Raw genomic sequence first — 19,580 nt, 5'->3', positions numbered from 1 at the left:
CAATGACGAACGCCTGCCTTACAGCGGCAGGAGCCTTGCGGCCAACCGGAAAACCGAACCAGAGTGACTGGGATTCAAATCAGAATTTTTCGCACGCTGACCGCTGCCGGGGCTGAAGTCCATCCGGAGCCTGAGAACGCTTGAGCCCGGCATGCTAGCACAGATGAGCGGTCATCGATGTCATCGAATTGAGGTGTAGCTGATTTGCGCATTTTTGCGGCGCGAAGTGAACTTGGGATATACGCTTTGCCTCAAATAAGCTGAGAATCGTCGCCGATATCAACCCAAGGAGTTTCCGACATGCGCCTTATCCGACTTTTTGCTTTCGCGGCCCCGCTGGCCCTGCTGCTGCCGCTGAGTGCCAACGCGGCCTGGCCTGCCGGCGTCAAAGCCCAGTACATGAACGACTGCACCGCCGCAGCCAGCAAGAGCGTCAATCCGGCCGAAGCCAATAAACATTGCGCTTGCGGTGCCGACGTTCTGGAAAAGAAATTCACCACGCAAGAGATCGCACAGCTGATGGACAAGAACACCCCGCCGAGTGGTGAACTGGGTCAGCGCGCACTGAAAGAAATCTCGGTTTGCCGCGTGCAGAAATAAGCGCTGACGAATGTTTTTTCGGGCGTCCAGCAGGCTAAAAACCGCCAAAAAGACCCCGAAATCGATAATTTACGCAGGTTTTATAGCTTTTTTTACACCCTCTTCTTTCGGCTGAAAGCCACTGAAACCGGGGCTTGCAGACATTTCAGAGGTTGAAATCGATGCAATATGAAAGCAAACAGCACGTCCGGGGGGCTACCAAAGCGAACATTTCGACTATGATACTCCGGTGTGCCCAGTTGGCCTGAGCAGCACAGTACTACTGAAAATATATGTTTCTTGGAGATACACCATGTCTAATCGCCAAACCGGCACCGTTAAATGGTTCAACGATGAAAAAGGCTTCGGCTTCATCACTCCTCAAGGTGGCGGTGACGACCTGTTCGTACACTTCAAAGCTATCGAATCCGACGGTTTCAAAAGCCTGAAAGAAGGCCAGACCGTCTCTTTCGTGGCTGAGAAAGGCCAAAAGGGTATGCAAGCTGCACAAGTTCGCCCAGAGTAATTTCCCGGCGCACTAAAAAAACCCCGTCCATGTGACGGGGTTTTTTATGCCTGCAACAAAAGCGCTCTGCAATCAGCCGCAGTTGACGCGGGTGACTACCAGGTTGTTGTCGGTGTTCAGATTCAAGCGGTCGGAGCGGTACTCCAGAGTGATCATGTCGGTTGGCTTGAGGAATCGAGCGTTTTGCGCGCCAGCCTTGGCACGAGCCTGATCGAGCAATTCCGGCGAAGCTTTTTTACCGATGGCAAATTCCGCTGCCTTTGCTTCACAGCGGCTATGACCGGCATCGGTCGCCACAGGATCCTTTGCCGACTCGCTGGAGGTTGTGCTGCAACCGGCCAACATGGCAACGGCCATAAGTGCACCCAGAGACGCGAACTTCAAAGGCATGAAGCCTCCTTTTTTCAAATGGTTAAGCTGAGATCGTGCGACCGCCAATCTGGCGTTTGGTTTCACAACCAGTGCTGCCACACTGCCCCACAATCCGGAAAAACGCCGAGTCTGCCTGAAGTGCGCGCAACGCATCCTCACGCAATCGTCACCGAATATTAACGAAGCTCAATAGACGTCGATGTAATCGAGCGGCGGATTTGGCCAGTTTTCCTTGAGGGCGTTGAAAATCTGCATTACCCAGACCTCATCACTGGCCGCAACATTGCCGACGCACCCCGAACCCTTGGCCCAGGTTTCCAGACGAAACAGCAGGCCATCGATGTCCTGCCCGCCCGTCACACCAGAAGAAATATAGGCAATCCCCCCCTTCGTCACGCGCAACTGCGTGTGCACATCATCGCTGGCCGACGCCAGCAACTGGCGCACAGCGTCGAGCGTGAGGCCGTCGGGGGTGTTCAAATCGATCTGCACAGCACATTCCTTGGATCAGCCGGAAAAGACCAAGTGTCGCATAGCGTCGCGCTCATGCCTAAGTCGCAGTGCCAAACGCCCGACAAAGTGGTTAACTCGCTTGCAGACATTCCCGACTTTTCGAGCGCACTCATGAGCACCGTAAGCATTTCCGCCGACATCAAGGTTCTTTGGCCGAAGGGGCACAGTTCGTATAGCCCGAGCAGTTCGGAGGAGCTGGCTTTGATCAGCATCGATCTGCTGGTCAAGACGATGGGCACCCAAGGCGCACAAGCGTTTATCGCCCAGGTGTTTGAGCGGTACCAGCATGAAGGCAAGAGCACGCAGGACACCGAGAGAAAATAAAAACCCGCAGGCTGGCACCTGCGGGTCCATGCCTTATTTCAAGCGGTTCAGACGCTCGGTCAGCAGATCGAAAAAGCCCTGGGCATCGCCGTTCTCGACCCAGAATGCATTCTTCGGTTGTTTCAGGCCGTCGTACCAGTCGACGACAGTCTGGCCAAAGGTGATCCCTTCACGGCTGTCGATGGCCACGTTCACCGAGCGACCGGTGAACAGCTCAGGCTTGAGCAGGTAAGCGATGACGGTCGCGTCATGCACCGGGCCGCCCGGGATGCCGTAGTGCTCCATGTCACCCTTGATGTACTCGTTGAGGATGTCGCCAACGATCTTGCTCGCGTTGTTGTTCAGCGCAGCAATCTGCTTCAGACGGGCGTCGCTGGTGAGGATCTTGTGGGTCACGTCCAGCGGCAGGTAGGTCAGCTTCACGCCACTCTTGAGCACCACTTCCGCCGCTTGCGGGTCGGCGAACAGGTTGAATTCGGCCACCGGGGTGATGTTGCCGCCATTGAAATGCGCGCCACCCATGATCACCACTTCCTTGATGCCATTAACGATCTCAGGCTCCTGGATCAGCGCCAGCGCAAGGTTGGTCTGCGGGCCGAGCATGGCGATGGTGATGCTGTGCGGCTTGGCTTTTTTCAGAGTGTCGATCAGGTAGTTGACCGCATTGCCTTCGGCCAGGCCCTTTTTCGGCTCATGCACGGTGACACCCGACAGGCCTTCCTTGCCATGGATGTTCTCGGCGTAGATCGGCGTACGCATCAGTGGCTTCGGCGCACCGGCATAGACCGGAACATCTTCTCGCCCTGCCCACTCGCGAGCCAGGCGCGCGTTACGCGAAGTCTTGTCGAGACGCACGTTGCCGGCCACGGTGGTCAGTGCGCGAATGTTCAGTTCATCCGGCGAAGCCAGGGCGAACAGCAAGGCGACCACGTCGTCGGCACCCGGATCGGTGTCGATGATCAGGTCGATCTTTTCAGCAGCCTGAGCGCCGGTGGCGGTAATAAAAGACAAAAGCAGCAGACTCCGAAGCAATTGGTGGAGTTTTTGAGCATAGCGGTGCATGGCGCACTCCTTGTGCTGATGAAAATGAAAGGGTCGAAAACCCGATTAGAACGTTACCCCGGCCACCAGCACGATGTTGCAGTACGGCTGACATTCGCCTGTACGAACAATCGCCCGTGCCTGTCGGCTGAGAACCTTGAATTGCTCATGAGTCAGCAGATCGCGCCGACCGAGAGCGCCCTCTTCTTGCAACTCATCCAGCACGGCCAGCGCAGTCGGCCGCTTGTCGAGGATTTCGTTGGCCAGCACATGGCGCTCCACCTGCATCTCACTGAGCACGACTTTCAGCGTGCCGATGAAATCCGGAACACCGTGGGTCAGCGCCAGATCGATCAACTCGACACCTGGCGGCACCGGCAGTCCGGCATCACCGATGACTACCATGTCGCCATGGCCCAGGGAGGCGATCAGCCGCGACAACGCGACGTTGAGCAGTGGAGTCTTTTTCATGCGGGTTTGAACGCCTGTACGTCGGACATCGTTGGAATGGAAGGTTGTGCGCCGGCCCGGGTCACAGACAATGCTGCCGCGATCTGCCCGTAACGGATTGCCTCGGCCTCGGATTTGCCACTGGCGAGCGCCGCGGCAAAACCGCCGACGAAGGTATCGCCCGCAGCGGTGGTATCGACAGCCTTCACCTTTGGCGCCGGGAAATGCTCGAACCCTTTGCCATTGGCAAACAGTGAACCTTGCGCACCGAGGGTAATGATGACCTTGCCCGCGCCCATGGTAATCAGCTGGCTGGCAGCGCTTTCTGCGGTTTCCAACGAATCGACTGGCAACCCGCTCAACGCAGCGGCTTCACTTTCGTTGGGGATCAGGTAGTCGATGGCGGCAAACCAGTCTGCCGGCAGCGGACGACTGGCCGGCGCCGGATTGAGGATCACGGTCTTGCCCAGCGCACGTGCGCGCTTGAGCGCATGCCCCACCGTCGCATCCGGGATCTCGAGCTGACAGATAACCACGTCGGCCGCCTGCAGCACCGCATCAAAGCGGTCAATCACGGCCGGGGTCATTGCACCGTTGGCGCCGGCGACGATCACGATGGCGTTCTGACTGTTGTCATCCACCACGATCAGCGCCACACCACTGGAATCCTCAACCGTGCTCACCGCGTGACAATCGATCTGCTCGGCCAGCAACGCGTCGCGCAATTGCACGCCGTAGTCATCGTTACCAACACAGCCGACCATCGCCACTTGTGCACCCAGGCGCGCAGCAGCGACTGCCTGATTGGCGCCCTTGCCGCCGGACACGGTGGCAAAGGAATGACCGATCAGCGTCTCCCCGCCTTTGGGCAGCCGTGGCGCCCGGGTGACCAGGTCCATGTTCAGGCTGCCTATTACCACTACATTTGCTGGCATACATCACTACTCGTCAATTCGGTTTCAGCGGTACTCGGTGAACACGCCGGACAGCGGCGCAGTCGATTCGCGCAAGACAATACTCGGGGTCACGATCCGTTGATCGGTGACCAGGCTCGGGGTAGCAATCCTTCGCAGCAGCACTTCGGCAGCCATTTCGCCCAACTGCAGGATCGACTGGCCGACGGTGGTCAGCGCCGGGTACACATAGCGGCTCATCTGGATATCGTCGAAACCGATCACCGACAGTTCGCTTGGCACGCGCACATTGCGCTCGGCCGCCGCACGCAGCACACCGATACCGATCATGTCGTTACCGGCGAAGATCGCGCTCGGCGGATTGCTTTGGAGCAGGACCGCCGCTGCGTTGTAGCCGCCGGTACTGGTGAAATCGCTTTCCAGCATGCGCTCGGGGCGCACCGTGATCCCCGCCTCCTTCAGCGCCCGACAAAAACCGGCCTGACGCATTTGCGCCACGCTGGTACTCGACGGACCACCGATGGTGGCGATGTCACGATGCCCCAACTCCAGCAGGTGACGGGTCGCCAGATAGGCGCCATATTCATGATCAATGCGCACCAGATCCGCATCCACGCCTTCAAGCCCTCGGTCGACAATGACCATCGGCGTTTTCACGCCCGCCAGCCCTTGTGCCAGACCGGTATCGCCACCCGCGGAGGCGACGATCAGACCGTCGATGCGCTTTTCCAGCAGCACACGCAAATAGCTGCGCTGTTTTTCCGGGTTGTCATCAGAGTTGCAGAGGATCACGCAGTAGCCGTTACGCTCGCAGTAATCCTCGATACCCCGCGCCAACTCGGCAAAATACGGGTTGAGGCTGTTGGGCACCAATAAGCCAATGGTCGCAGTAGTCTTGGCCTTCAGCGAGCGCGCCACCGCACTCGGCACGTAGTCGAGGGTTTTGATGGCCGCCTCGACCTTCAGCCGCACTTCCTGACTGACCGGGCGGGTCTTGTTCACCACGTGAGAAACCGTGGTGTAGGAAATCCCCGCGAGCGCCGCCACATCCTTGATCGTTGCCATTTCTTAGCCCCGTCGACTGGCGCGCTGGCTGCGATAGGTATCGAGCACCACCGCAATGACAATCACCGCGCCGGTGATGATGCGCTTGGTTGGCTCGGTGGCACCGATCTGCGCCAGACCGGCGGCCAGTACCGAAATGATCAACACGCCAAAGAAGGTGCTGATCACCGACCCACGGCCCCCCATCAGACTGGTGCCACCGATCACCACGGCGGCGATCACTTGCAGCTCAAGGCCAGAACCAGCATTCGGGTCGGCCGCTTCCAGACGGGAAATCTGGAACAGCGCGGCGATACCGGCGAGCAGGCCCATCAGGCTGAACACCAGAATCTTGTACGGCTTGGGATTGATCCCGGCCAGACGCACCGCTTCTTCGTTGGTGCCGATACCGATCAGGTAACGACCGAACACGGTGCGGGTCAGTACAGCTTGCGCAATGAAGATCACCAGCAAGGCAATGATGAACGACGGCGAAATGCCGAACGCGATCGGGTTCGACAGCCAGGCAAACGAATCACCGATGTAGGCGGTGCGCGAACCGGTCATCTGATACGCCAGACCACGGGCCATTTCCAGCACACCGAGCGAAACGATGAACGACGGTATACGCCACGCCACGGTGATCGAACCGGTCACCGTACCTGCCAGTGCCGCCACCGCCATGCCGAGCAATGCCGCTGGCAACACGCCCCAGCCCCAACCGAGAATCGCCACGCTGACCGTCGAGGCGGCAAGCGCCAGCACTGAACCGACCGACAGATCGATACCGCCGATGATCAGTACAAAAGTCATGCCCACCGCCAGCACCATCAGATCGGGGATCTGGTTGGCCAGCGTGCTGAAAGTGTCATAGGACAGAAAGTGGCTGCTCATCATCGAGAACAGCGCCACCATCGCCAACAAGGCCCCGGCCAGGCCCAGATAGGTGCCCAGACCGTAGAAATTGCCACTACGTTTGCCGGCAGAAGATGCAGTTTTCATGGGAGATCCCTAGGCGCCGCTTCATTGAGCAACGCATCACGTTTTTGGTAGCCGGCGAACGCGGCGGCAAGCAAATCATCCTGGGTCCAGCTGTCGCGCTCGAAGGTGTCGATCAAACGCCCTGCCGACAGCACACCGATCCGGTCGCAGATCAGCATCAGCTCGCGCAGGTCACTGGAAACCACCACCAGTGCCTTGCCCTGACGCGTCAACTCGCCCAGCAAGGCATAGATATCGAACTTGGCACCGACGTCGATACCGCGAGTTGGCTCGTCGAACAACAGCACCGAGCAATCGCGCTCCAGCCAACGGCCGATCACCACTTTTTGCTGATTGCCGCCGGACAGTTCCGACACCAATTGTGTCGGGCTGGAACTGCGGATGCGCATGGCGTCGATCTGACGCTGCGCCAGGGAAATTTCGTCGCTGGCAATGACGATCCCTGCCCTGGAAATCTCCGGCATGTTGCCCAGGGCGATGTTGGCGCTGATCGATTGACTGAGCAGCAGGCCTTCGCCTTTTCGGTCTTCGGTGATCAAGGCAATTCCATGCTTCACCGCATCAACCGGCGAACGCACATTGACTACCTGCGCCGGCGAACCCAGCGCAATCGTGCCGCTGTCGGCCAGATCGGCGCCGAAGATCAGTCGCAGCAATTCGGTGCGCCCTGCCCCGATCAGCCCGGAAATCCCGAAGATCTCGCCAGCACGCACTTCGAAGGAAACATCACGCACCTTGTCGGAGCGGGTCAGGCCCTTGACCGTCAGTGCCGGGGCGCCGATCTTGCGCGGGCCCATGTCGATGTGTTCGCCCAGTTCGCGGCCGACCATCAAGGTGACCAGTTGCTCACTGTTGTAGTTGGCCATCGGCTCGACGCAGACCAGATTGCCATCACGCAGCACGGCAATGCGCTGCGCGACGCGCGCCAGCTCTTCGAGACGGTGGGAGATATAGATGATGGAGACGCCACGCGCCTGCAAACGAGTGATCTGCTCGAAGAGCATTTCCACCTCGCGGGCGGTGAGCATCGCAGTCGGTTCATCGAGGATAAGCACATGGCAATCGCCGATCAGGTTGCGTGCGATCTCGACCATCTGTTGATGGCCGATTCCCAGCTCACCGACCAGAGTGTCCGGGTCAATGGCATCGAGGCCGACCTGTGCCATGGCTTCGATCGCGGCTTTGCGCAATTGCTTGCGACTGATCCAGCCGCCGTTGCTGGGCAGATTGTCGAGAAACAGATTTTCCGCCACCGACAGGGTCGGCAACAGATTGAGTTCTTGCATGACCATGCGCACGCCAAGCTCTTCGGCCTGGGTACGGCTGCCCGGACGGTAGTCCTTGCCCTGGAATTGCATCTGACCGGTGGTGGGCGTAACCAGCCCCCCAATGATCTTCGACAGCGTGCTTTTACCGGCGCCATTCTCGCCGGTCAGCGCCAGCACTTCACCGCGCATCAGCGTCAAGTCGATGCCCGTGAGCACCGGTTGCGCATAGGTCTTACCGATACCGCTGACCGAGAGGACAGCGTTCGGGGCGGAAACTGACATAAAAAACTCTCCATGCGCTCGCCCGGACGGACGAGCGCCGTTGTGTCGCCGGAAGACTTACTTAGTGACCAGCTCGACTGGCGTTTCGATCACGCCATTGACGCCGCTGTCGACTTTTTCGCCCTTGAGGATTTTCAGCGCGGTTTCGATACCGAACACGGCCTGCTTGGCAGCGAACTGATCGGCCGTCGCCAGCACACGACCATCCTTGAGCATCGGCTTGATCGCATTGATGTTGTCGTAACCGACCACTTGGACCTTGCCCGCCTTGCCGGCAGCGCGCACAGCGGAAACAGCGCCAACGGCCATGCTGTCGTTACCCGCCAACAGCGCCTTCACATCCGGGTATTCGCTGAGAATCGACGCGGCAACCTTGTTGCCCTTGTCGATCTCCCAGTCGCCGGATTGCAGCGACACTACCTTGATCTGCGCCGCCTCCATCGCATCCTTGAAGCCTGCGGTGCGTTGCTGGGCGTTGGTGGTGGTGGATACGCCTTCGATGATGCCGACTTCGTCACCGGCCTTCAGTTGCTTGGCCAGGTATTCGCCGACCAGACGTGCACCTTTACGGTTATCCGGGCCTACGAAAGGCACGCTGATGTTTTTGCTTTTGACGATCTGCGGATCAAGCTGGTTGTCAATGTTGATCACGGTGATGCCGGCATCCACGGCTTTCTTGATCACCGGCACCATGGCTTTGGAATCGGACGGTGCGATGACCAGCGCGTTGACCTTGGCCAGAATCATCTGTTCGACGATGCGGGTCTGGCCGGCGGTATCGGTCTCGTCCTTGATGCCGTTGGAGATCAGGTCGAAGTCGGCGGAGTGTTCTTTCTGGTAGGCCTTGGCGCCATCTTCCATGGTCAGGAAGAATTCGTTGGCCAGGGATTTCATGACCAGTGCGACTTTGGGTTTTTCCGGGGACTCGGCGAAGGCCGAAGAGACAGGTAGTGCGGCGGCTGCGGCAGCCAGCATAGCGACAGCAAGAAGACGTCCAGCGAATGGCAGCTTCATGGGTTCACTCCGATCTTATGATTATTGTGAGCAACGCTCGCGCTGGCGTAAGCTTCAGCATTCTCGCCAGAGCGATAGCGCACCGGAAAAGCCGCGCAAACGTTTGCGTAGACCGAACTATGCGAATCCCGCCGACATTTGTCAACAATCAGAAATCGTCGTTGTATTGCGGGGCGCAATCGTCTGATTCGCCCCTTACCGCTCAAGCGGTGGTGCTGACCAGATTGCCGCTGGTGGAATCCTTGGTCATTTCCTTGACCAGCGCCGCCGCCACTTGCATCAGCTCCCCGCTGGTTTGTGCAATCTGCCCCTGAACGGACATGACCGCCTGAGACTTGGCCTCAGGTGTTGGATAGCTCGCGGCCTGGGCTGCAGCCAGTTGCTGTTGCTGCTCCTGCAGTTGCTTTTGCAATTCCTGCATGCGCTTGAGCAGCATTTTCACGGTGACGCTCAGATTATCGCCGCTGTCAGCGCTTTCCGCCTTGCTGGCTTCTTGCGCGGGACCACCAGTGCGGACTTGATTGCTCGGTTCTTTTCCAACGCCCAGAGCCTCGTCGGCCGCATCTGCTTCCGCCTGGTTCATTGCATTGATTGTCGCTGCGGTTTTACCGCCAATGGTGACTGAGCCGGGATTTGAAAAACCGATCGTCAGTGACATGTGAACTCCCTAAATAAACGTTTCCTTCCACAGCCATCGGCCTGCTGACGGGTTTCTTTAGCAGAAAACCTGAACCGGCAAGCCGTTGCGGTCGCCAGGAGGTGTAGTCCCTTTCGGTGAACCGAACACGAAAGCTTCCTTTGTTCGGAAACCCGGCCATGTCATTCGCCGCATCATTGGCTAATCCATAAAATCTTGATGTAAATCATGAAGTTAAACATTTTTCTAAAGCAAAGTAGCGCTGGTACAGATCCTGCTCCCTAGCCTGCACCCCGGGCATTCAGATCGGCTCGGGGCGCATCTAGATGAACCTGCATCAGCACCGTCTCACTACTAGAGAGAAAAATAATGAAATCTGCTTTCAACACCTTGGTTCCGGGCGCTTTGGCCCTCCTCCTGCTCCTGCCAACTGCCCTTCAGGCAAAAGAAGTCGAAACCCAGACCAAACTCGCCAACGTCGTAGTGCTTGCCACGGGCGGCACCATTGCCGGTGCCGGCGCCAGCGCCGCCAACAGCGCCACCTATCAGGCGGCCAAGGTCGGCATTGAACAACTGATCGCCGGTATCCCTGAACTGAACAAACTGGCGAACGTGCGTGGCGAACAGGTCATGCAGATCGCCTCGGAAAGCATCACCAACGACAACCTGCTGCAACTCGGGCGTCGCGTGTCCGAACTGGCAGACAGCAAAGACGTCGATGGCATCGTCATCACCCACGGCACCGACACCCTGGAAGAAACCGCCTACTTCCTGAACCTGGTGGAAAAAACCGACAAGCCGATCATCGTGGTCGGCTCGATGCGTCCGGGCACCGCCATGTCGGCGGACGGCATGCTCAACCTGTACAACGCCGTCGCCGTCGCCAGCAGCAAAGATGCGCGCGGCAAAGGCGTGCTGGTGACCATGAACGATGAGATCCAGTCCGGTCGCGACGTGAGCAAGATGATCAACATCAAGACCGAGGCGTTCAAAAGCCCTTGGGGCCCGCTGGGCATGGTGGTTGAAGGCAAATCCTACTGGTTCCGCTTGCCAGCCAAGCGCCACACCATGGATTCGGAATTCGACATCAAGAACATCAAGAGCCTGCCTGACGTAGAAATCGCCTACTCCTACGGCAATGTCGACGACACCGCCTACAAGGCTCTGGCCCAGGCCGGCGCCAAAGCCATCATCCACGCCGGTACCGGCAATGGCTCGGTGTCCTCCCGCGTTGTGCCATCCCTGCAAGCCCTGCGTAAAGATGGCGTGCAGATCATCCGCTCTTCCCACGTCAACGCCGGCGGTTTCGTCCTGCGCAACGCCGAACAGCCTGACGACAAGTACGACTGGGTGGTCGCTCACGACCTGAACCCGCAAAAAGCCCGCATCCTGGCCATGGTCGCCCTGACCAAAACCAACGACAGCAAAGAGCTGCAACGGATGTTCTGGGAATACTGATTGGCCTTCGCCTGACCCTGTCCGGGTCGGGCAACCTGCTTACCACTCGCCCGCACGGCGGGTGGTGCTGCCGCCTACGCTGAGCGCGAATTTTTCGTACAAAATAATCGACCCGACCTACACCAAAATCGGAAAAGCGCTGTCAGAGGATTTTCTTGAATTTTAAGCAGTTGCGAAAATGCTTACAGTTAAATACTGTATGCCCGTACAGCTTAATAAGGATAACCTCGTGGCCACCTCTCCTGATGCTCCTGACGCTTACGAACGCATGGGCATGCGCGTTCAGAAAATCATCAATTCCCCTACCGCACAAAAAGCCAAAGCCGCACTGATCTTCCGTCTGCCGGACGAGCCTGTGGATGCATGGGAGCAACTGCTCGAGGAAATCGACGAGAACGACAACGTCACACTCGCCTATCGCGACGATGGCGGCGTGCAGATTTTTTGGGTTGTGCCGAAGGAAGATTGATTCAATGAGTGTCCGCTGTTTTGCTTTGCTGCTGCTGTTCATCGCTTTTGGCGCCCAGGCTGGCGCGCCCCGCACTTTTACCGAGGCCAAGAAGGTCGCCTGGAAACTGTATGCACCGCAGTCCACCGAGTTTTACTGCGGGTGCAAGTACACCGGCAACAAGGTGGACTTGAAGGCTTGCGGCTACGTACCACGTAAAAACGCCAAGCGCGCTTCGCGCATTGAATGGGAGCACATTGTCCCGGCGTGGGAGTTCGGTCACCAGCGCCAATGCTGGCAGTCGGGCGGACGCAAGAACTGCACTCGCTACGACCCGAGCTATCAGAAAGCCGAAGCCGACCTGCACAACCTGGTGCCGAGCATTGGCGAGGTCAATGGTGATCGCAGCAACTTCAGTTATGGCTGGCTGCCGGTGCAATCCGGACAGTACGGATCGTGCCTGACCCAGGTCGATTTCAAGGCCAAGAAGGTCATGCCCCGCCCGTCGATTCGCGGCATGATCGCGCGCACCTATTTCTACATGAGCAAGCAGTACGGCTTGCGCCTGTCGAAACAGGATCGCCAGCTGTATGAAGCGTGGGACAAGACTTACCCGGTGCAGGACTGGGAACGTCAACGCAATCAGAGCGTGGCGTGTGTGATGGGACGCGGCAATGAATTCGTCGGCCCGGTAAACCTGAAAGCCTGCGGCTGATCCTTCAGCCCAAAAGAAAAGGCCTCGAACGTGGTCTTCGAGGCCTTTTTTGCTTTTAGCTGCCAGCTTTGTTGTAGCGCCAGTAGCCCATCAGATTGAGTGACTCGCGCGGGATACCGCATTCCTTGATCAGGTATTTACGCAGGCGCATGACGGCAGCGCTTTCTCCGGCAATCCAGCCATAGAATCCTGCAGGGGCGGTGTTGGCGATCTCCCAAAGAATGTTTTCGTCGATATCGACCTCGGCCAGTTCAGCGACCTGCCCGAGTGATTGGCCCTCTGTTGGCCGGACCCCGTGCATCACCGCTTCCACCATCAGCGCTCCAGCCACTGTTGCTGGCGCCTGATCGCGAACCAGCCACTGCACTGTCAGCCCGGGCCAATCCGGCACCGAGAGCATGTCTTGCGCACTGTCCACCTCGAAGAACGCCTGAGTCCGGGGCGGCTCGTACATGGCAGCCAGCTCTTCGAGAATCCCCATCGCAGCCGGCAATGCCGTGGCATCAGCCACCAGCAAAACCTCCTTGAGCACCTGCGGCGGTTTCCATTCGAATCCTCCGGCGTCCTGTGCCGAAAACTCGCTGTCGGGAGCAAGAATCTGCATAGACGCTCCCGGCTGCGCATGCAGCGCCCAGCGCGAAGCGGGGCCGGTCTCGCCATGCAGGACAAAATCGATGTCGACCTCACCCTGTTCGGCGCGCAAATGACGGATGGTGTAAGTGCGCATTGCTGGTCGACGACTCGCGAGCATCGAGCGAAATCGGGCGTACCAGCCCTCTTCCTGCGCAAGATTCGCGGGTGTTCCATCTTCAGCGGGGAAAAACAGTTTGATCCGCTGATCAGGCGCCCAGGTGGCCATACCACTGATTGAGGGGTCGGTCAGCGTGATCCGCATCAGGTGCGGACTCAAGAGGGTCTTGCGATGCAGAACTGCATTGAAGAGTGTGTAGGGAGCGGCGGAGGCCATGCGGAGCTCCTTCGAGAAATCGTGATTGACTCGTATAAGACGAGTCACCTGCGATGCCCTTTAGGCCGCTCCGCTGAATGTGCTGCTTACGGCGCGAGCGGATGCTCCACGATGACCGACTCGACATTCTGCTTCTTGGCTTTCACCAATGCTGCATCCACTTCTACCTTGCGAGCTTGCGCCTCGGCCTGGGAGTTGAACGGACCGATCAGGATCCGTGTCTTGCCGCTGCTGTCCTTGATCACGGTCGGCACGAATGCATGCTCGATCAACCAGCCACTCAGATCGCTGACAGCCTGGGGCGTTTCGCCGCGTACTTCGAGGTCCCACTGCGGAGCAGATGCCGTAGCAGGCGCGGCCGCGACTGTCGTTTTCGGCTTCTGCACATCTACACTCTTGCCTTCACCACACCCTGCCAATGCCAGTGCCGCGACCATCCAGACCAATTTGCGCACAACGCTTTCCTCGAAAATCACAAAGCGCCGATCTTAACATTCATAAATACTTCGCGAGGCCCGCAAAATGGGCACAAAACAACGAGATTGATGATTGCAGCCTCTGTATAGTTACGCCCTGGGAATTAATGCCACATCTGCGCGTCAGAAAGAGGCACCCAAACCGTGAGACTTCGCACTAATCTATACGTACCACCGACCTCTGCACTGTCTGAATCAGGTGCCCTACAAAGCAATCAAGGAGAAGACCATGCTGATACTCACCCGCAAAGTCGGTGAAAGCATAAACATTGGTGATGACATCACCATCACCATCCTCGGCGTAAGCGGTCAGCAAGTCCGTATCGGCATCAACGCCCCGAAAAACGTTGCCGTGCACCGTGAAGAGATCTATCAGCGCATTCAGGCTGGCCTGACCGCCCCGGACAAGCCACAAACGCCTTGAGCCACCCCGCAGTCAGTAGCCAGTTCGTTTGCCTCTGCGTAATGACTGGCTAAAAATTCACGCGCCGTATTGCCATCCGCTTCCCAGTCCACTCACTGGGCACGGCGCCTGACACATGCCCTTCCTCTCCGCTTCATTCGCTCCCTTCCCTCTCCCCAGCAGCGCGATACTACCTGCGACTGCCAAGCTTGGCTGTCAGACATTTCCGAGAGAACACAGAGAATTGCTCCCTGCTAGCCGAACATCACGCCGCGTGCCATGCCGGTGGCTGCAATCACCATCAATACCAACAGCAGCGCCTCGATGTGACTGAACCGTGCATACAGCTTTGCACGCCCGGTATCGAACGCCTTGCCCCGCGCCAACGCGATCCGCCATTTGACCAGCGTGATCATCGGCGCCAGCTCAATCAGCAGAATCAGTACGAACAACGCCATCTTCAAATGAAACAACGGCTGATGCAGATAGTAGTCAGTGCCCTTTTCAAAGCCGCCAAAGGCGCGCATCCCCCCGGTCACCAGCAGAACCAGCGCGGCAATCCCCCACAGATTATCGGCGAGCAAAACACGCCTGGCCTCGCCGACACCCGCCGCCATGCGGCTGAACGCCGTACCACGAGTCAATACCGCCCAGAAGCCCAAGGCAAAAGCCAATAGATGAATTGCGGCAAGAAACCAGTGAGCCAGCATCGACGAACTCCTTTGAGAAAGCCCTGGAAACGCCAGTCAGTAGTAGTCGAAAAATCGAGGCTTCGCCCATGCGCGATCGTGGATCGCGGGAGGCTTCGCGCGAAAGCTGGGGGGAACAGAGGCAGGGAATGCCAAATCGCAGGCAAAAAAAATCCCAAGCAGCTGATGGAAGCTTGGGATTTAAAAATGCATAAACCGTGGTGGTGAACGCGGGGCAGATGTTACTGAAGTTCACGAACAGCAACAACATTTTTTTGATAACCGGTCGGTTAAAAATACCGGTAAGCCCTTCAATATCCACACTTTTTCGACGGATCCAAAAAAGAACAGAACGCCATATCAGCAGGTCGTGTTATTTCGAAACACGCTAAGCGCTTGGGTAACGGAAGCGGCGAAGTGTCGAGGGGTGCGCTGAGGTGGGGGTTTTGAAAAAGTTTTGCAAAAGTTTTGCAAAAGTTTTGCAAATCGCAGACAACAAAAAAGGGCCCACCTTTCGGTGAGCCCTTCCAGACCGCCCAGCAGAGCGGATTTTGTTTGGTAGGCGCGATTGGACTCGAACCAACGACCCCCACCATGTCAAGGTGGTGCTCTAACCAACTGAGCTACGTGCCTGCTGTGAGGCGGCATTCTACGGAATTCCGGAGGGGTGTCAACACCTTTTTTTCACCTAACCCTATGAATATGCAAAATATTTAATTTCGGGCCGGTAGAGAAGATTTTTCCGGTGGCTGGCGGAGGTTTTTCAACTCGGGTAGGATCGACGCACTCGTAAAATATATTAAACAGAGGCTGCAGGATGGCGAACACCCCTTACCCAGAGTCTTATTACGCTGCGTCGGCCAATGCCGTACCGCCACGTCCGGCCTTGCAGGATGATGTGGAGACGGATGTCTGTGTGATCGGCGCCGGGTACACCGGGCTGTCCTCGGCGTTGTTTCTGCTGGAGAACGGTTTTCGCGTGACGGTACTGGAAGCGGCCAAAGTCGGGTTCGGTGCTTCAGGGCGTAATGGCGGGCAGATCGTCAACAGCTACAGCCGCGACATCGACGTCATCGAACGCACTGTCGGCCCCAAGCAGGCGCAACTGCTCGGGCAGATGGCCTTCGAGGGGGGCCGGATCATTCGTGAGCGCGTCGCCAAGTACAACATCCAGTGCGACCTGAAGGACGGCGGCGTGTTCGCCGCGCTGACGACCAAGCAGATGGGCCATCTGGAATCGCAGAAACGCCTGTGGGAGCGCTTCGGCCACACGCAACTGGAACTGCTCGACCAGCGCCGCATCCGCGAAGTGGTCGCCTGCGATCAATACGTCGGCGGCATGCTCGACATGAGTGGCGGCCACATTCATCCGCTGAACCTGGCGCTGGGTGAGGCCGCCGCCGTCGAATCCCTCGGCGGCACGATCTATGAGCAATCTCCCGCCGTGCGCATCGAGCGCGGTGCCAACCCCGTGGTGCACACGCCGCAAGGCAAGGTCAGGGCCAAATTCATCATCGTCGCCGGCAACGCCTACCTCGGTAATCTGGTGCCGGAACTGGCGGCGAAATCCATGCCGTGCGGCACCCAGGTCATCACCACCGAACCGCTGGGCGATGAATTGGCGAAAACCCTGCTGCCGCAGGATTACTGCGTCGAAGACTGCAACTACCTGCTCGACTACTACCGCCTCACGGGCGACAAGCGCCTGATCTTCGGCGGCGGCGTGGTGTATGGTGCGCGGGATCCAGCGAACATCGAAGCGATCATCCGCCCGAAAATGCTCAAGGCATTCCCGCAACTCAAGGACGTGAAGATCGATTACGCCTGGACCGGCAATTTCCTGCTGACCCTGTCGCGTCTGCCGCAGGTTGGGCGCCTTGGCGACAACATCTACTACTCGCAAGGCTGCAGCGGCCATGGTGTGACGTACACGCATCTGGCCGGCAAAGTGCTGGCCGAAGCATTGCGTGGTCAGGCCGAGCGATTTGATGCATTTGCCGATCTGCCGCATTACCCGTTCCCGGGCGGGCAGTTGCTGCGTACGCCATTTGCGGCGCTGGGTGCGTGGTATTACGGATTGCGTGACAAGCTGGGTTTCTGATCAGTTTTCTTGACTGGCAAACAACTGTGGCGAGGGAGCTTGCTCCCGCCGGGTCGCGAAGCGGCCCCTCTTTTATCTAGAAAGAAGGCCTGCTGCGCAGTCCAGCGGGAGCAAGCTCCCTCGCCACAAATATTTGCAGAATTCAGATCAAAGTTGGTCTCGGGTAATTCCACTACGAATCCGCAAGATATCCGCCAGCACCGCCAAAGCGATCTCCGCGGGTGTCTTGCTGCCCAGGTTTAGGCCGATCGGCGCATGAATCCGCGCCAGTTCCACCTCCCCTAGCCCACCAATCCTGCGCAAGCGCTCGAAGCGTTTCTGCGAAGTCTGCTGCGACCCCATCACGCCGATGTAAAACGCCTCGGTGCGCACCGCTTCCATCATCGCCAGATCGTCGATGCGCGGATCATGGGTCAGCGCCACCACCGCGGTATCGCGATGGCAACCGCCGTCAGCGATGAACACCGACGGCAGTTGCCGACGAATCTCCACGCCATTCAGCACCACGCCTTCGAGTACCTCATCACGCGGATCGCAGAGAATCACCTCAAAGCCGAGACCCACCGCGAACTCAGCACAGGCCTGCGCCACGCTGGAATAACCCGCCAGCAACAAGCGCTGAGCGGCACCGATGCGAATCCGCACCCGGTCGATCTCGCGCTCGATGCGTGCGCCCTGCTCGCGATCCGCGAACAGACTGCGCGCACCGCTGGCCAGATCGACTTCGCGAATCAAACGGCGCTGACCGAGCAACGCTGATTCAAGCTCACGCAGATGCGCCTGCACCTCGCAGTCGGCGTCAAATTTCTCTACCAGTACATCGAGAATGCCGCCACAGGGCAGGCTGACCCGCGAGCGCGGATCATCCCCTTCACCGTAACGCACGACGTTGACCGCATCGAGAAACGCGCCCTCAGCCACGCGCTCGAGAAAATCTTCCTCGACGCAGCCACCGGACAGCGACCCGATCCACTGGCCGTTATCGTTCACCGCCAGCAGCGAACCCGGTGCACGCGGCGCCGAGCCATAGGTGGTCAGCACGGTGCAAAGCCAAATGCGCTGCCCCGCCACCGACCACTCCAGTGCGCGCCGCACAACCTGTAGATCGAGATGCTGCATGTCAGTGCGCCTTGTGCTCGACGGCCGGAGCGTCAGCCTGCAGTTTCTGCACGTCGCTCACCGCCAACGCTGCCGATTGACCGCCCCAGCCTTGCCGCAGGTAGTTCAGCAGATCGGTCAGTTGCTCAGCACTGAGCTTGTCGGCGAAACCCGGCATCGGTTGCATGTGTTCGAACCCGGCGAATTTCTGCTCACCGATGCCGTCCTCGATCACCCGCACCAGGTTGCGCGGATCTTCCAGACGCAGCGTGGTGTTGCCGCGCATGGCCACGGCGATGTGCGGTTTGCCTTCGCCACCGGCAGCATGACAACCGGCGCAGACGTTCAAATATTCCTGACGGCCGCGCTGGGCGCTCGGGCTGAGTTTGTCCAGCGACACTTCAGCCAGCTCTTTGGCTACTGGTGGTTTGTCGCCGAGCAGGAACGTCGCCATCGCCGCCAGATCCTGATCGTTCAGGCCCTGGGTGCTGTTATGAAACACTGGGAACATCTCGTTGAACATCGTGCCCTGGGCGCTCATGCCGTGCTTGAGGAACGTGCTCAGGTCCTGCTGATTCCAGCCGCGCGCCGCCAGATCGGTGGCGAGCAGGCTCGGTGCCAGATAACCGTTGAGGATGCCGCCGGTCAGGCGCTTGTCCAATTGCATCGCACCCGGCAGGCCGCGTGGCGTGTGGCATTCGCCGCAGTGGCCGAGCACCTCGACCATGTACTGACCGCGCTTCCAGGCTTCGCTTTTGCCTTCGCCCGACTCCAGCTTCAACGCTTTGCCGTACAGCATGTTCCAGCCGATCAGGCCCGGACGCACGTTGAACGGAAAACTCAGGCTGGTGACCGGCGCGGCGCGCTCGATCGGCTCGATGGTTTTCAAGTAAGCGTGGATTGCATCCGAGTCTTCCCGAGGCACCAGGTGATACGAGGTGTAGGGCATCGCCGGATACAGATTCGCCCCGTCGCGACGCTTGCCTTCGGTCAGCGCAGCGAAGAATTCGTCATCGCTGTACAGACCGATGCCGTGCTCTTTGCTCGGGGTGATGTTGGTGCCGTAGATCGTGCCGAACGGCGACACGATCGGCAGCCCGCCGGCAAACGGCGCGCCACCGGGTGCGGTATGGCACGCCATGCAGTCGGCAGCGCGAGCGAGGTATTCGCCGCGCTTGACCTGATCATCAGCGTGAGCAAACAACACCGGTGCAGCCAGCCCGACCGCCAGGGTCAGGCGGGTCAATAGATGCTTCATG

At 58.6% G+C, this 19,580-nt stretch carries 23 protein-coding genes and 1 tRNA gene; 8 read left to right on the top strand and 16 right to left on the bottom strand.

Annotation, left to right across the window (positions count from 1 at the left end):
- Positions 1-300: 300 nt before the first annotated feature.
- Positions 301-600: a hypothetical protein gene (locus tag NTD85_RS19975; RefSeq protein ID WP_003226370.1), complete on the top strand. Its 300-nt coding sequence runs from the start codon at positions 301-303 to the stop codon at positions 598-600.
- A 292-nt stretch (positions 601-892) separates the two neighbouring features.
- Positions 893-1,105, top strand: a complete 213-nt coding sequence (locus NTD85_RS19970) for a cold-shock protein (protein WP_003179963.1) — start codon at positions 893-895, stop codon at positions 1,103-1,105.
- A gap of 72 nt (positions 1,106-1,177) precedes the next feature.
- Here NTD85_RS19970 and NTD85_RS19965 read toward each other — a convergent pair whose 3' ends face one another.
- The gene (locus NTD85_RS19965) at positions 1,178-1,495 is read right to left on the bottom strand and encodes an I78 family peptidase inhibitor (RefSeq protein ID WP_007961248.1); all 318 of its coding nucleotides are present in this window, start codon (positions 1,493-1,495) and stop codon (positions 1,178-1,180) included.
- A gap of 168 nt (positions 1,496-1,663) precedes the next feature.
- The gene (locus NTD85_RS19960) at positions 1,664-1,969 is read right to left on the bottom strand and encodes a hypothetical protein (protein ID WP_262143002.1); all 306 of its coding nucleotides are present in this window, start codon (positions 1,967-1,969) and stop codon (positions 1,664-1,666) included.
- 132 nt (positions 1,970-2,101) lie between these two features.
- Here NTD85_RS19960 and NTD85_RS19955 point away from each other — a divergent pair, with 132 nt between their 5' ends.
- Positions 2,102-2,314, top strand: a complete 213-nt coding sequence (locus NTD85_RS19955) for a hypothetical protein (RefSeq protein ID WP_262143060.1) — start codon at positions 2,102-2,104, stop codon at positions 2,312-2,314.
- Positions 2,315-2,347: 33 nt separating this feature from the next.
- On the opposite strand, the gene NTD85_RS19950 is transcribed toward NTD85_RS19955, so the two are convergent.
- The 8 genes from NTD85_RS19950 to NTD85_RS19915 all read right to left on the bottom strand — a co-directional run bounded on the left by NTD85_RS19950 (position 2,348) and on the right by NTD85_RS19915 (position 9,987).
- Positions 2,348-3,376 carry a nucleoside hydrolase gene (locus NTD85_RS19950; protein ID WP_262143001.1) on the bottom strand — a complete coding sequence of 343 codons (1,029 nt, stop codon included), beginning with the start codon at positions 3,374-3,376 and terminating at the stop codon, positions 2,348-2,350.
- Between the two features lie 45 nt (positions 3,377-3,421).
- Positions 3,422-3,826, bottom strand: a complete 405-nt coding sequence (gene rbsD / locus NTD85_RS19945; RefSeq protein ID WP_262143000.1) for a D-ribose pyranase — start codon at positions 3,824-3,826, stop codon at positions 3,422-3,424.
- Entirely contained in the window at positions 3,823-4,740 is a 918-nt protein-coding gene (gene rbsK, locus NTD85_RS19940) for a ribokinase (RefSeq protein WP_262142999.1), read from the bottom strand. Before rbsK ends, rbsD begins: the two co-directional genes overlap by 4 nt.
- 24 nt (positions 4,741-4,764) lie before the next feature.
- Positions 4,765-5,784 carry a LacI family DNA-binding transcriptional regulator gene (locus NTD85_RS19935; RefSeq protein ID WP_262142998.1) on the bottom strand — a complete coding sequence of 340 codons (1,020 nt, stop codon included), beginning with the start codon at positions 5,782-5,784 and terminating at the stop codon, positions 4,765-4,767.
- Positions 5,785-5,787: 3 nt separating this feature from the next.
- Entirely contained in the window at positions 5,788-6,765 is a 978-nt protein-coding gene (locus tag NTD85_RS19930) for an ABC transporter permease (protein WP_003226385.1), read from the bottom strand.
- Positions 6,762-8,315 carry a sugar ABC transporter ATP-binding protein gene (locus NTD85_RS19925; protein WP_262142997.1) on the bottom strand — a complete coding sequence of 518 codons (1,554 nt, stop codon included), beginning with the start codon at positions 8,313-8,315 and terminating at the stop codon, positions 6,762-6,764. Before NTD85_RS19925 ends, NTD85_RS19930 begins: the two co-directional genes overlap by 4 nt.
- A 57-nt stretch (positions 8,316-8,372) precedes the next feature.
- Positions 8,373-9,329: a sugar ABC transporter substrate-binding protein gene (locus tag NTD85_RS19920; protein WP_003226388.1), complete on the bottom strand. Its 957-nt coding sequence runs from the start codon at positions 9,327-9,329 to the stop codon at positions 8,373-8,375.
- 202 nt (positions 9,330-9,531) lie between these two features.
- Positions 9,532-9,987 carry a hypothetical protein gene (locus tag NTD85_RS19915; RefSeq protein WP_262142996.1) on the bottom strand — a complete coding sequence of 152 codons (456 nt, stop codon included), beginning with the start codon at positions 9,985-9,987 and terminating at the stop codon, positions 9,532-9,534.
- A 348-nt stretch (positions 9,988-10,335) separates the two neighbouring features.
- Here NTD85_RS19915 and NTD85_RS19910 point away from each other — a divergent pair, with 348 nt between their 5' ends.
- From NTD85_RS19910 to NTD85_RS19900, 3 genes are all read left to right on the top strand, one after another.
- On the top strand, positions 10,336-11,424 hold the full coding sequence (locus tag NTD85_RS19910) for an asparaginase (protein WP_003226392.1): 1,089 nt from the start codon (positions 10,336-10,338) through the stop codon (positions 11,422-11,424).
- Between the two features lie 199 nt (positions 11,425-11,623).
- Positions 11,624-11,893 carry a DUF1654 domain-containing protein gene (locus NTD85_RS19905; RefSeq protein WP_371917862.1) on the top strand — a complete coding sequence of 90 codons (270 nt, stop codon included), beginning with the start codon at positions 11,624-11,626 and terminating at the stop codon, positions 11,891-11,893.
- 4 nt (positions 11,894-11,897) lie between these two features.
- Positions 11,898-12,587, top strand: coding sequence for an endonuclease (locus tag NTD85_RS19900; RefSeq protein WP_064588319.1), 690 nt, complete (start codon positions 11,898-11,900; stop codon positions 12,585-12,587).
- Positions 12,588-12,642: 55 nt separating this feature from the next.
- Here NTD85_RS19900 and NTD85_RS19895 read toward each other — a convergent pair whose 3' ends face one another.
- Positions 12,643-13,554 carry a siderophore-interacting protein gene (locus NTD85_RS19895; protein ID WP_262142995.1) on the bottom strand — a complete coding sequence of 304 codons (912 nt, stop codon included), beginning with the start codon at positions 13,552-13,554 and terminating at the stop codon, positions 12,643-12,645.
- 86 nt (positions 13,555-13,640) lie between these two features.
- Complete coding sequence (locus NTD85_RS19890; RefSeq protein ID WP_003226400.1) at positions 13,641-14,009, bottom strand: SPOR domain-containing protein; 369 nt, start codon at positions 14,007-14,009, stop codon at positions 13,641-13,643.
- A 250-nt stretch (positions 14,010-14,259) separates the two neighbouring features.
- On the opposite strand from NTD85_RS19890, the gene csrA reads away from it, so the two are divergent.
- A complete protein-coding gene (csrA, locus tag NTD85_RS19885) occupies positions 14,260-14,454 on the top strand; it encodes a carbon storage regulator CsrA (protein WP_003179932.1) in 195 nt (64 codons plus the stop codon).
- A gap of 233 nt (positions 14,455-14,687) precedes the next feature.
- Here csrA and NTD85_RS19880 read toward each other — a convergent pair whose 3' ends face one another.
- Both NTD85_RS19880 and NTD85_RS19875 read right to left on the bottom strand, forming a co-directional pair.
- Complete coding sequence (locus NTD85_RS19880; RefSeq protein ID WP_262142994.1) at positions 14,688-15,143, bottom strand: DUF2214 family protein; 456 nt, start codon at positions 15,141-15,143, stop codon at positions 14,688-14,690.
- A 535-nt stretch (positions 15,144-15,678) separates the two neighbouring features.
- Positions 15,679-15,755 (bottom strand) — tRNA-Val (locus tag NTD85_RS19875).
- Between the two features lie 184 nt (positions 15,756-15,939).
- Between NTD85_RS19875 and NTD85_RS19870 the strand changes: the two genes are divergently transcribed.
- Positions 15,940-17,223: an NAD(P)/FAD-dependent oxidoreductase gene (locus NTD85_RS19870; protein ID WP_262142993.1), complete on the top strand. Its 1,284-nt coding sequence runs from the start codon at positions 15,940-15,942 to the stop codon at positions 17,221-17,223.
- A gap of 147 nt (positions 17,224-17,370) precedes the next feature.
- On the opposite strand, the gene NTD85_RS19865 is transcribed toward NTD85_RS19870, so the two are convergent.
- Positions 17,371-18,342, bottom strand: coding sequence for an XdhC family protein (locus NTD85_RS19865; RefSeq protein WP_262142992.1), 972 nt, complete (start codon positions 18,340-18,342; stop codon positions 17,371-17,373).
- 1 nt (position 18,343) lies between these two features.
- On the bottom strand, positions 18,344-19,579 hold the full coding sequence (locus NTD85_RS19860; RefSeq protein WP_003226405.1) for a c-type cytochrome: 1,236 nt from the start codon (positions 19,577-19,579) through the stop codon (positions 18,344-18,346).
- Position 19,580: the final 1 nt, after the last annotated feature.

The sequence above is a fragment of the Pseudomonas sp. 13B_3.2_Bac1 genome, from assembly GCF_025466205.1.
Taxonomy (GTDB): Bacteria; Pseudomonadota; Gammaproteobacteria; order Pseudomonadales; family Pseudomonadaceae; genus Aquipseudomonas; species Aquipseudomonas fluorescens_H.
This window is presented reverse-complemented; position numbering and strand designations above follow the sequence as displayed.